At 68.9% G+C, this 14,314-nt stretch carries 11 protein-coding genes; 5 read left to right on the forward strand and 6 right to left on the reverse strand.

All coding sequences use genetic code 11. The annotated features are described in order from the left end of the window. Window positions 1-277: 277 nt before the first annotated feature. The 3 genes from MFF26_RS14725 (at window position 278) to MFF26_RS14735 (ending at window position 2,462) form a co-directional block, all read left to right on the forward strand. The gene (locus MFF26_RS14725; RefSeq protein ID WP_137829316.1) at window positions 278-1,024 is read left to right on the forward strand and encodes a CoA transferase subunit A; all 747 of its coding nucleotides are present in this window, start codon (window positions 278-280) and stop codon (window positions 1,022-1,024) included. Between the two features lie 105 nt (window positions 1,025-1,129). Next, entirely contained in the window at window positions 1,130-1,789 is a 660-nt protein-coding gene (locus MFF26_RS14730) for a 3-oxoacid CoA-transferase subunit B (protein ID WP_137829315.1), read from the forward strand. 253 nt (window positions 1,790-2,042) lie between these two features. Continuing rightward, entirely contained in the window at window positions 2,043-2,462 is a 420-nt protein-coding gene (locus MFF26_RS14735; protein WP_137829314.1) for a hypothetical protein, read from the forward strand. A gap of 114 nt (window positions 2,463-2,576) precedes the next feature. Here the strand turns inward: MFF26_RS14735 and smpB are convergent, their stop codons facing one another. Beyond that, window positions 2,577-3,050 (reverse strand): SsrA-binding protein SmpB, encoded by a 474-nt coding sequence (gene smpB, locus MFF26_RS14740; RefSeq protein WP_091946509.1) that lies wholly within the window; start codon window positions 3,048-3,050, stop codon window positions 2,577-2,579. A gap of 73 nt (window positions 3,051-3,123) precedes the next feature. Continuing rightward, on the reverse strand, window positions 3,124-4,014 hold the full coding sequence (gene dapA, locus MFF26_RS14745) for a 4-hydroxy-tetrahydrodipicolinate synthase (RefSeq protein WP_137829313.1): 891 nt from the start codon (window positions 4,012-4,014) through the stop codon (window positions 3,124-3,126). A 260-nt stretch (window positions 4,015-4,274) separates the two neighbouring features. Between dapA and MFF26_RS14750 the strand changes: the two genes are divergently transcribed. Further along, window positions 4,275-6,602, forward strand: a complete 2,328-nt coding sequence (locus MFF26_RS14750; protein WP_137829312.1) for a lytic transglycosylase domain-containing protein — start codon at window positions 4,275-4,277, stop codon at window positions 6,600-6,602. A 105-nt stretch (window positions 6,603-6,707) separates the two neighbouring features. Further along, window positions 6,708-7,961 carry an adenylate/guanylate cyclase domain-containing protein gene (locus MFF26_RS14755; RefSeq protein WP_137829311.1) on the forward strand — a complete coding sequence of 418 codons (1,254 nt, stop codon included), beginning with the start codon at window positions 6,708-6,710 and terminating at the stop codon, window positions 7,959-7,961. Here MFF26_RS14755 and MFF26_RS14760 read toward each other — a convergent pair. The 4 genes from MFF26_RS14760 to MFF26_RS14775 all read right to left on the reverse strand — a co-directional run bounded on the left by MFF26_RS14760 (window position 7,901) and on the right by MFF26_RS14775 (window position 14,264). Beyond that, window positions 7,901-8,182, reverse strand: a complete 282-nt coding sequence (locus tag MFF26_RS14760) for a hypothetical protein (RefSeq protein WP_137829310.1) — start codon at window positions 8,180-8,182, stop codon at window positions 7,901-7,903. The genes MFF26_RS14755 and MFF26_RS14760 overlap by 61 nt on opposite strands. Continuing rightward, window positions 8,179-10,134, reverse strand: a complete 1,956-nt coding sequence (locus tag MFF26_RS14765) for an OmpA family protein (RefSeq protein ID WP_238308138.1) — start codon at window positions 10,132-10,134, stop codon at window positions 8,179-8,181. Before MFF26_RS14765 ends, MFF26_RS14760 begins: the two co-directional genes overlap by 4 nt. 245 nt (window positions 10,135-10,379) lie before the next feature. Then, complete coding sequence (locus MFF26_RS14770; RefSeq protein WP_137829308.1) at window positions 10,380-12,059, reverse strand: porin; 1,680 nt, start codon at window positions 12,057-12,059, stop codon at window positions 10,380-10,382. Window positions 12,060-12,440: 381 nt separating this feature from the next. Beyond that, window positions 12,441-14,264 (reverse strand): ABC-F family ATP-binding cassette domain-containing protein, encoded by a 1,824-nt coding sequence (locus MFF26_RS14775; RefSeq protein ID WP_238308139.1) that lies wholly within the window; start codon window positions 14,262-14,264, stop codon window positions 12,441-12,443. Between the last annotated feature and the right edge of the window lie 50 nt (window positions 14,265-14,314).

Here is a 14,314-nt window from a genome sequence, read left to right on the forward strand (position 1 = left end):
CTTACCGCAACAGCGCGATCGAACGCGCCGGGTCGGACTCTTAACGGTTCGCCGATGGGTTGTCTCGCGCGCCGCCACGGCGAGAACCGGATATGCAGAGTTTCCTCATCGACTTCACGCGACACGCGACGCCGTTCGTCGCCGGGAAATGCGCCGCAGGTTTGACGAACGCTCTGCTGCGGTGCACATCCGCGACATGCACCGATCGAGGGGCCAGCCCGCCGCGAACACATGACCGCGCCGGTGCCGCCCAGGCGATGACGGAGGGACGGCTGCGATGAAGAAGGTGTATCCGGACCCCACGGCGGCCTTGTCGGGCCTGTTGCGGGACGGGATGACGATCATGGCCGGGGGCTTCGGCCTGTGCGGCATCCCGGACGAGCTGATCGAGGCGATCCGGGCCTCGGGCGTGACCGGCCTGACCGTGATCTCCAACAATGCCGGCATCGACGGCGTCGGCCTCGGCAAGCTCCTCGAAACCCGCCAAGTCGCCCGGATGATCTCGTCCTATGTCGGCGAGAACAAGGAGTTCGCCCGACAGTATCTCGGCGGCGAACTCGCGATCGAGTTCAACCCCCAGGGCACGCTCGCCGAGCGCATCCGCGCCGGCGGGGCCGGCATCCCGGCCTTCTTCACCAAGACCGGCGTCGGCACCTCCGTGGCCGAGGGCAAGGAGCTGCGCGAGTTCGACGGCGAGACCTACGTGATGGAGCGCGGCCTGTTCGCCGATCTGGCGATCGTGCATGCCTGGACGGGCGACACCGAGGGCAACCTCGTCTACCGGAAGACCGCGCGCAACTTCAATCCGATGATGGCCACCGCCGCCGCGGTCACGGTGGCCCAGGTCGAGCACCTCGTCGAGCCCGGCGCGATCGACCCCGACCACATCCACACCCCGGGCATCTTCGTCTCCCGCATCCTGCACGTGCCGGTGCGCGAGAAGCGCATCGAGCAGCGCACCGTGCGCCCGCGCCGGGCGCCGGAGACCGGCGAGGCCGCGGCCGCCGGCGGCGGCGCGATCTGATCCGGCACGCCCGCCCCCCCGACATCCGGCCGCGAGGCCTCACCGCGCGGTGCCCCGCTGGGGCCCGACGCCCCGATGGTGCCCAACGAGGAAGGAGTGCAAGCAATGGCCTGGACCCGCGAGCAGATGGCGGCGCGTGCCGCCCGGGAGCTGGAGGACGGCTTCTACGTGAACCTCGGCATCGGCATCCCGACGCTGGTGTCGAACTACATCCCGGAGGGGATGTCGGTGCAGCTGCAATCGGAGAACGGGATGCTGGGGATGGGCCCGTTCCCCTACGAGGGGGAGGAGGACCCGGACCTGATCAACGCCGGCAAGCAGACGATCACGGCGCTGCCGACGACGAGCTACTTCTCCTCGGCCGATTCGTTCGGGATGATCCGGGGCGGTCATATCGACCTGTCGATCCTGGGGGCGATGCAGGTGGCGCAGAACGGCGACCTGGCCAACTGGATGATCCCGGGGAAGATGGTGAAGGGGATGGGCGGGGCGATGGACCTCGTGGCGGGGGTGAAGCGGGTCGTGGTGGTGATGGAGCACGTGGCGCGGGCCAAGGACGGCACGGAGAGCGCCAAGCTGCTGGCCTCGTGCGACCTTCCGCTGACGGGCACGCAGGTGGTCGATCTGGTGATCACCGATCTCGGGGTGTTCACGATCGACAAGAAGGGCAGCGGCGGCATGCGACTGATCGAGCTCGCCGACGGCGTCACCGAGGACGAGATCCGCGCCAAGACCGACGCTCACTTCACCACCGCTCTCGGCTAGATCCTCGGGCCGACAGGTCAGTGCCGGCTTTCGGGAGAAAGCCGATGCGATTCAAAAGCCTGACGAAACGTCCCGGACCTGCCATCCGGGACGTTTCTCGAGAACGCCCCTTTTCGGGACGCTCCGCCCGCCGAGCGGGCGGACATGGCTAAGCTGGCATTAAGCCGACTCGTCGAAAGCTGTGCACCGGCCGGCAAGGCGCCCCAGAGCGTCCCGACCGGAGGCACATGACGACACGAGAAGGCTTTCGCGTATGCGTAGCGTTGCGGGAACGGACAACGTCATTCCCTTTCGGCGTCCGGCGCCGGTGCGGCCGGCGGGCATGAATGGATCGACCATCAATGGTTACGGGGGCGAGGCAGGGCCGCGCAGCCGTTCGAGGGCAGACCAGCGGAGTCTGATGGATGCGGTCTATGCCACCGGCAGTCTGCAGGTGGCAGCCGGGGACCGCGACACCAAGCTGATCGCCTCCCGCCTGCAGGTCTACGGCTTCCTCACGATCGAGGAATTGGACGAGAACGGCGCCCTGCGTCGCCTGCGTCCTTCCGAGGCGATCCGCGCGCGCTCGGAACGGCCCTGGCGCCTGTCCAAGGCGAGCTACGGAACCAGCCTCGCCGTCACCATTCCGTCGGTCGACGACTTTCTGTTCGAGCCGACGGGCATGCCCGTCTGAGCCGACACGCGGCAAACCAAGGGCGGCTCGACGGAAAACGCCGACCGCCCCGACAACCGGAACGCCGGGCCTCGAGCAGCGCATTCATCCGAAAGAGGGCAGGCCGAGCCGGACTCAGCCCTTGTCCCGCATCAGCCGGGCCTTGTCCCGCTGCCAATCGCGCTCCTTCACGCTCTCGCGCTTGTCGTGGAGCTGCTTGCCCTTGCCGAGGCCGAGTTCCACCTTCGCCCGGCCCTTGTCGTTGAAATAGATCTTGAGCGGAATGACCGTATAGCCCTGGCGCTGCGTGGCACCGATCAGCTTGTTGATCTGCCGCCGATGCAGCAGCAGGCGACGCGGGCGCTTGGTGTCGTGGTTGAAGCGGTTCGCTTCCAGGTATTCCGGGATGTAGGCGTTGAACAGCATCAGGTCGTTGCCGGACGGGCCGGCATAAGACTCGCCGATCGTCGCCTTGCCCCCGCGCAGGGATTTCACCTCGGTGCCGGTCAAGGCGATGCCGGCCTCGATCACATCCTCGATGGCGTAGTGATAGCGCGCGGAGCGGTTGTCGGCGACGACGCGCCGACCGGGTTCGGGTTTGGGTGCCATTCTCGTGTCGTTCGGAGCCTTCGGGCGGCGGCTCCCCCATATGGGAACCCGGCCGCCCGGCGGCGAGCCTCGATCAGATCAGCCCGGCATGGGCCAGAGCCGCGTCGACCGCCTTGCGGCAGCCCTCGGTCGCCGGCACCAGCGGCAGGCGGACCTCCTCGGACATCAGGCCGAGGCGTGACAGGGCATACTTCGCCGGCACCGGGTTCGACTCGTAGAACATCTGCACGTGCAGCGGCATGAGGCGGTCCTGGATCGACAAAGCCTTGGCGAAATCGCCCTTGAGGGTCGCCTCCTGAAGATCGGCGCAGAGCCGGGGGGCCACGTTCGACACCACCGAGATGCAGCCGTGGCCGCCATGGGCGTTGAAGCCGAGCGCCGTCGCATCTTCGCCAGAAAGCTGGATGAAGCTCTCCCCAAGGGCCTGCCGCTGGAGGCTGACACGGTCGATCTTGGCCGTGGCGTCCTTCACGCCGGCGATGTTCTTCAGTTCGAACAAGCGCTTCATGGTGTCGACGCTCATGTCGACCACGGAGCGGCCGGGGATGTTGTAGATGATGATCGGGATGCCGACGGCGTCGTTGACGGCCTTGAAGTGGGCGTACAGCCCCTCCTGCGTCGGCTTGTTGTAGTAGGGCGTCACGGTGAGAACTGCGTCCGCGCCGACGCTCTCCGCATGACGCGCCCGCGCCACGGCCTCCGCGGTCGAGTTCGAGCCCGCGCCGGCGATCACCGGCACCCGGCCATTGGCCTCGCGGATGCAGGTCTCGACCACGCGATCATGCTCGGCATGGGTGAGGGTGGGGCTTTCCCCGGTGGTGCCCGTCGGCACCAGCGCGTGCGTCCCCTGCTCGATCTGCCAGTTTACGAACTTTCGGAAGGCCGCCTCGTCGAATTCGCCGTCGCGGAAAGGCGTCGCGAGCGCGGTCATCGAACCGCGAAGGCGGGCGTGGGTCTCGGTCATCCTGGCGTTCCCGGCCGTACTTCTCGTGTCCGCGCGCGGATGCAGCTCACAGGGCCGGCCGCCGACGGGACGCGCAGACATAGGCTGTCGCTTGTTCCTAGGCAAACGCTTCGAGCGGGCGGCCTTCACCGTAAAACCGAGACCCGGGGAGGGGCGACGATCCGCCAGGATCGCTCGTTCTTTCCCGGGTTGGTTTATCCCTTCTTAACGACCCGGGGGCCAGCTTAAGGCTTGGCCCACGAGTCGGGGTGTCTTCACACATGACCTTCCCCGCCCGCACCCTGCCCCTGCTCCTCGGCCTCGCCCTGACGGGCGGCGCCGTGTTGGCCGCGCAGCAGGGTCAGGCCGAGATCCGCAACCCGAATCCGGCCTCGGCCCCGGCCGTGCCGGCGAGCGACGCCACCGCGCCGGCGGCGCAGATGAAGGATGCCGGCAAGGCCGCTGCCGATCCGGTCGCGGCCGATGCCCTGCGGATCGACCCGACCGGAACGGGCGAAGCGGCGCCCGACAAGGCTCTGCCGGCGGCCGCTTCCGGCTACGCATCGACCGATTCGGATGCGCCCATCGCCTTCCCGCTGCCCGATGCCACGGTCTCGCCGGCAGCCCCCGCGCCGGAGGTGCCCGACCCCAACCGCCCGGTCCTGTCCGGGGAGACCGATCTGAGCCAGCTTCGGCAGGCGATCGATCTCTACCGCAAGGGCAAGGTTGCCGACGGTGACCGATCGGCCGCGGGTTTCTCCGATCCGGCTGCCCGCGCCCTGCTCGAATGGGTGGCGATCCGGGCCGGCGCGGGAATCGGCTTCGAGCGGGTCGTCGCCTTCACCCGCGCCAATCCCGATTGGCCGGCCGGGCCCCTGCTGCGTCGGCGTGCCGAGGAAATGCTGCTGTCCGAGAAGAAGAGCCCGGCCATCGTGCGGGCCTTTTTCGCGACCTCGAAACCGGCCAGCGCGCCGGGCAAGTTCGCTCTCGCTCTGGCGCTGCGCGCCGACGGGTTGGAGACCGACGCCGCCACGCTCGTACGCGACCTCTGGCGCGAGGACAGCTTCGGCCGAAACCTCGAAACCCGGGTCACGGACACGTTTCCCAGCGTCCTCACGGTGATCGACCACCGTGCCCGCATGGAGCGCGCCCTCCTCAAGGAGGATTGGGCCACGGCCGGCCGCGCCGCCGATTACGCGGGTGGCTCCTATGCCAGCCTCGTGCGGGCGCGCCGTGCCGTCGAGACCAAGAGCGGTGGCGCCAGCGCCCTCAACGCGGTGCCGCCGAGCCTGCGCAACGATTCCTCCTACCTCTTGTCCCGGGCCCAGTATTTCCGCCGTGCCGACAAAGCCGAGGACGCGGCCAAGGTTCTGCTCGCCGCGCCGACCAACCCCGAGATTCTGGTCGATGGCGACGAGTGGTGGGTCGAGCGCCGCATCGTCGCGCGCAAGCTGATGGATTCCGGCGACGCCAAGACCGCCCAGGCCGTGGCCGCCGGCCATTCCGCCCGCACCACGGAGAAGCGCATCGAGGCCGAGTTCCACGCCGGCTGGATCGCGTTGCGCTTCCTCAACGATCCGGGCGCGGCCGAGCGTCACTTCGCGCAGGCCGCCACCATCGCGGAGACGCCGATCTCACTGGCCCGCGCCGCCTACTGGCAGGGCCGCGCGGCGGAGGCGGCGGGCAAGGCTCCGGAAGCCAAGGGTTTCTACGAGCGCGCGGCGCTCCAGCCGATCGCCTATTACGGCCAGCTTGCCCGGGCCAAGCTCGGTCAGAACAGCCTTCCGCTGCGCCGGGCGGCGGAGCTGTCCTCCGCGGCACGGGCCGCCTTCGACGATCGCCTGTTCGTGCGCGGCCTCAAGCTGCTCGCCGCGGCGAGCCTCAAGGAATTGGCGCTGCCGCTCTACATCGACGCGGCGAAGTCGCTCACCGACGAGGCGCAGGTCAACGCCCTCGGCGAGACGGCAATTGAAGCGAAGGACGCCCGCGCCCTCGTGGCCATTGGCAAGCTCGCGACGCAGCGCGGACTCGCTCTCGACACCCATGCCTACCCGACCATCGGAATTCCCGATTACGAGACCTTCACGGCGGTGCCGCAGGTGGAACGGGCCATGGTCTTCGCCATCGCCCGCCAGGAGAGCCAGTTCGACCCCCGCGCCCAATCCGGTGTCGGGGCGCGTGGCCTGATGCAGATGATGCCGGCCACCGCCCAGCGCACCGCCCGGCGTGTCTCCACGAGCTACGACACCGATCGGCTGACCAGCGACCCCGCCTACAACGCCCGTCTCGGGCAGGCCCATCTCGGTGAGCTGATGGAGGACTGGAAGGGCTCCTACATCCTCGCCTTCGCCTCCTACAATGCGGGCGGCGGCAACGTGAAGAAGTGGATCGATGCCTACGGCGACCCGCGCCGTCCGGACGTCGATCCCATCGACTGGGTCGAGCGCATCCCCTTCACCGAGACCCGCAACTACGTGCAGCGGGTGATGGAGAACCTGCAGGTCTATCGCAACCGCCTCGACGGCAAGAGCACGCTCGCCATCGAGCGCGACCTCGCCCGCGGTGCCCGGACGGCGGTCAGCGCCGAGGCGCAACCGGCGACGCCGTAACGTCATTCCGCAGGCGCCCTGGCCGACGGAATCGGCGGTTTCGCGCTGGAAAATGGGCGGTGACCGGGACACCGGCGTCGCCCTTGGGTTAGGCTGTCCGCCATCATGCCTCAGCCGTCGACCCGGTCCTCTGCCCTGCGCGCCGTCGAGGCCCGGCTCGTCGCACGGGCGGTCGCTTCGGATGACGGGGACGCGATCGTCACCGAACTCTGTGAGGGGATCGTCGCGGCGGGCCTGCCGCTCTGGCGTCTCAGCCTGTCCGTCCCGGCCATCGATCCCTTGTTTCGCGGCGCGAGCCTCGCGTGGCGGCGCGGCGAGGGGTTGTCCCTGTTTCCCGCTGCTCATGGCCCGGAAGGGGAGGCGAGCTATGCCCGCTCTCCGATCGCATGGCTGCAGGAGAATGACCGGGACCTCGTGCGCTGGCGCCTCGACGGTCCCGACGAACCGCTTCTACCGCTCCTGAGTGAGCTTCGTGCGGCGGGCGGTACGGATTATCTGCTCCACTTGGTCGGGTTCGCGCCGGGCAGCGCCATCGAGGGAGCCGGCATCTCCTTCTGTACCGATCGGACGGGCGGCTTCACCCAGGATGACTTGGACGCCTTGACGGCCCTGGTCCCCGCCATCGCCCTGGCGACCGCCAAGCTGAGCCTTGCCCATACCCTGCGCGAGGTGGCCGGCACCTATCTCGGCCCGACCAGCGCCGCCCGCGTCCTGGCGGGCGAGACGCGGCGCGGTCAGAGCGCCGTGGTGCCGGCTGCGATCATGCTCGCGGATCTGCGCGGCTTCACCGCGCTGGCCGACCGTGACGATCCGCTGAAGGTCGTCGGCTGGCTCGACGAGCATTTCGACGCGCTCGGCGAGCCGGTGCGACGGCATGGCGGTGAGATCTCAAAATTCCTCGGCGACGGCTTCCTCGCGGTCTTCTCCGTCACGGAACCGAATGCATCGGCCTGTCCGGCCTGCACCGGGGCGCTGGCCGCCGCGCAGGAGGCATTGGCGCGCAACGACGATCTCAATGCCGCCCGCCATCGTCGCGGCCTGCCGGTCCTGGCCGCCGATATCGTGCTGCATTTCGGACCGGTGGTGTACGGCAATGTCGGAACCGACCGGCGACTCGATTTCACCGTCATCGGCCGAGCCGTCAACGAGGCGAGCCGGATCGAGCGCCTCTGCGACGCGCTGGACCGACATCTGCTGATCTCGGACGCCTTCGCGGGCCGCTGCGCCGCGCCGTTGACGGAGGTCGGTGCCTTCTCGTTGCGCGGGATCGAGCGGGCGCAGCGGATCTGGGCGTTGCCTCAGGACCCGCGACCGGACAACCGCGCGACGAGCGCGCCCAGCAGGCAACCGGCGACATAGCCGGCGAGCAGAAGGGCCGCGATCTCGAGATACAGGCCGGCGCGCCCGGGTACGGACTCGGTCCAAGCGAGCCCCGTCAGCACGGTGAGCGCGAGGATCGGCACGGCCGCCGCGATGAGTGTCGTCCGGCTTCGCGGAAAGCCCGTCATCAGGCCGCACGCGATACCGAGCCCGAACGCCACCGCGAGGGCCGGCCAGAGCGGAAGAAGGAGGGCGGTCACGAGCGAAGGGCGAGTCCGATGCCCTGCCGTTCGGTAAGAGGGACCGCGCCCTCCGCGATCGAAGCGCGGTCGAGCGGTACGCCCGCCTTCTGCAGGTAGTCGATGACGGCGAGGGCCCGCGCCCGCGCGAGGTCGGTGCCGGTCTCGGAGGGGGCGATGTCGGGCTTGTCCGCTTGGGGTGGTTTCGCTTCCACCTTCTCGGTCTTGCCGCCCTTCTTATCGTCCTTCTTGTCGCCCTGGGCCGGCTTCGCATCCTTCCTGGGCGACGCAGGTTTCGGCTTCGGCGCCGATTCGCGCGCCGCCTCGGCGGCAACCGGATCGGCTTCGGCCGGCTTGGCATTCGGCGCGTCGAGATGGCCGACGATCTCGATGCGTTCGGACGGACAGTCGCGGGCGAGGGCCGCCACGGCGTCGAGGACGGGATAGAAATCCGCTGCCAACGCCGTGCTGCCGGGGGCGAATCGCAGCGGATGCCCGGCGACCCGTTCGGCGAGGCGCCGCCCGCATTCCTGCGGGTCGAGCCGCACCACCGGCTCGCCGGACGAGACCGACACGGTGGCAGTCCAGCCTGCCGGCATCGCCGCCGACAGCGTGCGCGGAAGCCGCGCCGCGGCCTCCGGATAGAGGCTCGTTCCGGACAGGCGCAGGCTTGTGCCGGTGAGGGTGACCTCACCGCTCGCCAGCGTCATCAGCGCATCGAGTCCGGTCGCGACCGCTGCGGCGAACCCGGCCGGTGCGCCGGGCGCAAGGCGCGACCGATCCTGGACCGATTCGCGGAAGAGTCGGATCTGTGCCCGGTTCAACAGGATTTCGCGGGTGGCCCGGTCCGGCAGATGACCGCTCAGCGCCACTGCCTCCGCGCCGCGCCGAATGCGGAGGATGTAGGGGACGATCGGCCGGGCGGTGAGCGCAATGGTGCCCGCTTCGATCCCGGAGGGCAGCCCTTCGCGCAGGAGCGCCTCGATCTCGCCGACCGCGCCGTCATCCAGGGCCTTACCGGACACCGAGACGCGGCCCTGCTCGTAGGCGACGCGACCCTCGTGCAGCAGGGCAGCGATCTTGAGGAGGTGAGCGGCCAAAGTCGGGCCGTCGAGCCTCGCGCCGCGGGCATCCTGCATCCGGTCATCGACGGCGCCGCCATCGGCGGTCTCCGCAGCGGCGGCCCGGATCGCCTCGCGCGCCTCCGGGGAGGCGACGTGCCCACCGAGTTCGAGGCTGCCGTCGGGTCGCCGTTCCACGGTGAGACGGAGATCGGCCACGACCGGCGGCAGGATCTCGACGGAGCCGAGACTGAAGCCTTCCGGCGGATGCGCCAGGGCCGTGCGGACGGCGTCGTAGGCGGCGAGGCTCGCGGCTTCGCCCCGGAACGAGATCACGGTGTCGTTGACCGTGGCGACGGAGCCGGTCGTCAAGTCGCCGAGGCGCTCGACGGCGTAGGCCGCGGCGTCGGGGAAGTCCGGGGGAGCGCCGCGGGCGGCCCGTGTGCGGTCCTCCAGGGTCGCGGCGCGGGGCAGGGCCGGCTTGAGACGCTGAGCCAGTTCGAAGGCACCGATCTCCGCCGGGCGGCTGCCCGCCGATTCGAGGCGGTCGATGGCCGGTCGCTCCACGGTCCAGACGAACGGAGAGGCTTCCTCGATCAGCCCGGTCCGATCGATCAGCCGCCGCGCCCCTTGGATCCCCGCGAGCCGTCCGAGGGCCGCTTCACGGTCGGGTGCGTGCGGGGCTTCGCCCGCGGCGACGACGTCGCGGCCTTGGACCGAGACCCGCAGCCAAGGCTCGGGCTGGCCGTCGCCCGTCCCGCGCGCGACCTCGGCAGCGGCGCGGGCAATCTGATCCTCGATGCTCGGGACCGCGAGATAGGCGGTGGCGACGCCGACCAGACCGAGCGCCGGCAACCCGGCAAGCCAGCCGAACCGGGTGCGGATCCATGGGAATGGAGAAGGCAGGGACAAGTAGGCCGACCTCGCATGCCGGCGCCCGCATCGGCGGGACGCCCGAGGATGCATAGGACCGTGAGGATACGGATGTTCGGGGCGACTTGAAGGCTGCGTGCGCAGGATGACGGCGGCGACGACCGAACCTGTCGAGCGTCGAACGGCCCGAGAAAGCAAAAAACCCGGCCGTGAGGCCGGGGTCGGAGGTTCTGGTAAATGGCTCCCCCGCCCATCGGAGCGGGGGAGTTGACTTGCAGGTCCGCTTAGAAGTCGCGCTGAACGCGGAAGCGAGCCTGGTACACGTCCTCCGAGGACACCGTGAACGGGTTGCCACCGCGGTTCGTGTCGAAGACGCGGCCGTTCTTGACGCCCGTCTTGATGTACTGGCCCTCGACGCCGATATCGAGATCCTTGACCGGCGACCAGATCAGGCTCGCGCCGGTGACGACCTGGTAGGTGTCGCGGAGCGCGGCGCTGTTGGCGTAGCCGAACGGGTTGGTCAGGTAGGACGGAGGCGAGTTGGCAGCGCTCTGGCCGACGATCGCGCTGGTCTGGCTGACCGCCTGACGGGCACCCTGCGAGAACCAGATCTCGCCGTAGCTGGCGTAGAAGGCCGAGCGCCACTCGGGCGACCAGTAGTGGAGGAACGAGGCCACCGCGGTGAAGCTGTTCGACAGTTCGATGCGGCCGGTCAGCGGGTTGACGATCGCGTCCGAGAAGAACTGGTTGAACGGGTTACCGGTGTAGACGGCGGCGTTGCTCAGGTAGCCGGCGGTGAAGCGGTTGATGCCGGTATAGAGCGAAGCGCCCTCACCATAAGCGCCCTGCAGGTACAGGCCGTCGCCGGGAGCGATGAAGGGCAGGTTGAACTTCGCACCTCCCTGCACGGCCCAGCCGTATTCCGTCTGCGAACCGGCATTGATGCCGCGAGCGGCCTGCAGAGCGGCGATCTGGGCGGTGGTGAGGTTGGCGATACCGCCGGCAGCGGGTGCGCCGAGGGCGGCCGAGTTGGTGATGGCCGAGTTGGCGATCGGGCCGCCGATGTTGACGTCCTTCACAGCGGCCGAGAGCTGAGCCGAACCCCAGGGGGCGTCGTAGCGCAGCGAAGCGACGAAGTCGGGCATGCGCGAGCGCTGCACGGCGTCGAGGAAGTACACGGCGGTGGCGTTGCCGTTGGCGGCCGTGGCGAGGATGATCGGCGTCGGAGCGGTGGTGAACACGTTGTTCACACCCGAGAGGCCGCCGGAGCCGGGCTGCGCCGTCGCCGTGAAGGCGTCGGAGAACAGCGGGTTCTTGCGGTAGTTCGGGTCTTCCATCGAGATCGTGGCCGACCAGCCGCCCTCGAACTTCTGCGTCCAGGCGAGGAGGTTCGTGGAGGGCAGGTTGGAGCCCAGCGACGAGCCGATGATCTCGTAATCAGCGGCGTAGAAGTCGAAGAACGAGGAGGCGCGACCGGCGGTCAGGCCGGCGAACTGCACGAACGCCTTGTCGACGTTGATGAAGTTCTGCACGCGGCCGCGCTGGTCCTGGCCGGTGCCGGAGAAGGCGTAGCCGATGCGCTCGTTGGTGCCCGAGGAGAACTTGGTGTGGCCGGTGCGGCTCGCAGCGTCGAGACGCAGGAAGGCGCGCAGGGTGCCGTAGCCGGTCTGGGTGCGGGCGTCGATGTTGAAGCGGGCGAGGCCCGTGAAGCCCGAGAGATCGCCACCGCCGGGAACGTTCCGGCTATCGCTGCCGATATAGCCGTACTCGGCGCGGGCGCGGCCCGAGACGCGAAGGCAGGTATCGGTGCCAGGGATGTAGAAGAAGCCGGCACCGTAGGCAGTGCAGACGCGGACGTACTCGATCGGAACGGCCTTCTTCACCGGCAGGTCGGCGGCCTGAGCCCCGCCCACGACGGACAGCCCCGCCGCCGATCCGAGGAGAAGGCTCTTGACGAGCTTCATTGTGGAACCTCCAGAAGTTTCGAGACCCATGGGATCGGACTTCTTCTGGGGGCGCCCGCCTCTCAGCGGACGGCACCCGCTTCGTCCTTCTGTCCCTTGGTGCTTCGGCCCTCCCCACCGGGGCTTCGGCCAAGCTTGCGCCGGGGTTCTCCCGTTCGCGAGGGCACCATGAGCGAGCGCGGCCGTACGGGCAACCGACTCGAACGTCTCAAAAGCTTCCGAAACCGGCTTCTCCGGGGGCTGTTGCAGGCCAGCAACGTATTGGTCGGCTTACAAGGGGGTTTTTCCCCAACGCGCGGTAATTACAGGACAACTTTGCTGACTAACGGCAGGCCCTCATGTTGCGCTGCGGTCTCGGTGGATGTCCGGCCCCCGAATCCATCACGCGCCTTGCGCCTCTCGCAGCAACTCCAAGGTCAGCCATCGCTCCTCCGCCGTCGCGAGTTCGGTCTCGGCGGCACCGAGGAGGGCCGTGGCTTTCTTGAAGCGCTCCGGATCGCGGCCGTACAGCCCGGAATCCGACAGTACATCGCGAAGCTTGGCGATGCCTGATTCGAGTTCCGCGATCCGCCCCGGCAGAGTCTTCAGCTCGTGCTGTTCCTTGTAGCCGAGCTTGGTCCTGGTCGTATCCTTCGCTTCCGCACGCGGCGCACGCTCCCTGGGTTCGGCCCGCTCACGCGCCTTCCCGTCCTTCGTCTCCCGCGCCTCGACGCCGCGACCCCGCTGGGCCAGCATGTCAGTGTAGCCGCCGGCATACTCGACCCAGCGTCCCTCGCCCTCGCTGACCAACACGCTTCCGGCCACCCGATCGAGGAAGTCGCGATCGTGGCTCACCAGAATTAGCGTGCCGGCATAATCGCCGAGCATCTCCTGGAGGAGATCGAGGGTTTCGAGATCGAGATCGTTGGTGGGTTCGTCGAGCACGAGCAGGTTCGACGCTTGGGCCAGCGTCCGGGCGATCAGAAGCCGGTTGCGCTCGCCGCCCGAGAGCACGCTCACTGGCGTGCGGGCCTGCTCGGGCGCGAACAGGAAGTCCTTGAGGTAGCCGATCACGTGACGGCTGCGTCCGCCGACCGAAACGCTGTCGCCACGTCCTCCGGTCAGCACCTCGGCGACGGTGGCGTTCGGATCGAGGCTGGCCCGTCTCTGATCGAGATGAACCATGTTGAGGCCGGTGCCGAGGCGGATCTCGCCCGAATCGGGCGCGAGCGCCCCGGTCAGAAGATTGATGAGCGTGGTCTTGCCCGCCCCGTTGGGTCCGACGATGCCGAGTCGGTCGCCGCGCGCCACGCGCAGAGACAGATCATCAACGATCGTCCGGTCGCCATACGCCTTCGACACCCGCCGCGCCTCGGCGATGAGCGTGCCGGAGGCCTCGCCCTCCGTCGCCGTCATCATCGCCTGACCGACCGGGCGGCGATGATCGCGGCTCTTCTTGCGCAGGTCGTGCAAGTCGGAGAGGCGGCGGACGTTTCGCTTGCGGCGGGCGGTGACGCCGTAGCGCAACCAATCCTCCTCGGCCGCGATCTTGCGGTCGAGCTTGTGCTTGTCGCGCTCCTCTTCCTCGAAGAAGGCGTCACGCCACGCTTCGAAGCTGCCGAAGCCCTGCTCGATCCGGCGGGTGACGCCGCGGTCGAGCCAGATCGTCGCCCGGGACAAGGCCGTGAGGAACCGGCGATCGTGGCTGATCAGGATCAGGGCTGAGCGTGTGCGCTTCAACTCGGTCTCCAGCCACTCGATGGCCGGAAGGTCGAGATGGTTGGTGGGCTCGTCGAGAAGCAGGATGTCGGGCTCTGGCGCGAGCGCCTGGGCGAGGGCGGTGCGGCGCGCCTCGCCGCCGGACAAGCGGCTCGGATCCTCGTCGCCGGTCAGCCCGAGGCTTTCGAGAAGATAACGGGCCCGGTGCGCGTCGTCGCCGGGGGCAAGACCCGCCTGCACGAAGTCGAGGGTGGAGGTGAAACCCGAGAAGTCGGGCTCCTGCGCCAGATAGCGCACCGTCGTGCCGGGCTGGAGAAAGCGCTCGCCGCGATCGGGCTCGGCCAGCCCGGCGGCGATGCGCATCAGCGTCGACTTGCCCGAACCGTTGCGGCCGACGAGGCAGGCCCGCTCACCCGGGGCGATGGTCAGCTCCGCCCGCTCGATCAGCGGTGTCCCGCCGAAGGTGAGGGCAACGTCTTGGAGGGTGAGGAGGGGAGGGGCGGCCATGCCGGGCTTATGGCAGCAGCCGCAGCCCGGAACAAACCCGATTCGATGGG

Origin of the sequence: Methylorubrum suomiense, from assembly GCF_022179765.1 — a bacterium.
Lineage (GTDB): Bacteria > Pseudomonadota > Alphaproteobacteria > Rhizobiales > Beijerinckiaceae > Methylobacterium > Methylobacterium suomiense.

What these genes read in the sequence shown, in the direction of transcription:
- MFF26_RS14725 (WP_137829316.1), top strand. Translation starts at nt 278, where the DNA reads ATGAAGAAGGTGTATCCGGACCCCACGGCGGCCTTGTCGGGCCTGTTG.
- MFF26_RS14730 (WP_137829315.1), top strand. Translation starts at nt 1,130, where the DNA reads ATGGCCTGGACCCGCGAGCAGATGGCGGCGCGTGCCGCCCGGGAGCTG.
- MFF26_RS14735 (WP_137829314.1), top strand. Translation starts at nt 2,043, where the DNA reads ATGCGTAGCGTTGCGGGAACGGACAACGTCATTCCCTTTCGGCGTCCG.
- smpB (WP_091946509.1), bottom strand. Translation starts at nt 3,050, where the DNA reads ATGGCACCCAAACCCGAACCCGGTCGGCGCGTCGTCGCCGACAACCGC.
- dapA (WP_137829313.1), bottom strand. Translation starts at nt 4,014, where the DNA reads ATGACCGAGACCCACGCCCGCCTTCGCGGTTCGATGACCGCGCTCGCG.
- MFF26_RS14750 (WP_137829312.1), top strand. Translation starts at nt 4,275, where the DNA reads ATGACCTTCCCCGCCCGCACCCTGCCCCTGCTCCTCGGCCTCGCCCTG.
- MFF26_RS14755 (WP_137829311.1), top strand. Translation starts at nt 6,708, where the DNA reads ATGCCTCAGCCGTCGACCCGGTCCTCTGCCCTGCGCGCCGTCGAGGCC.
- MFF26_RS14770 (WP_137829308.1), bottom strand. Translation starts at nt 12,059, where the DNA reads ATGAAGCTCGTCAAGAGCCTTCTCCTCGGATCGGCGGCGGGGCTGTCC.
- MFF26_RS14775 (WP_238308139.1), bottom strand. Translation starts at nt 14,264, where the DNA reads ATGGCCGCCCCTCCCCTCCTCACCCTCCAAGACGTTGCCCTCACCTTC.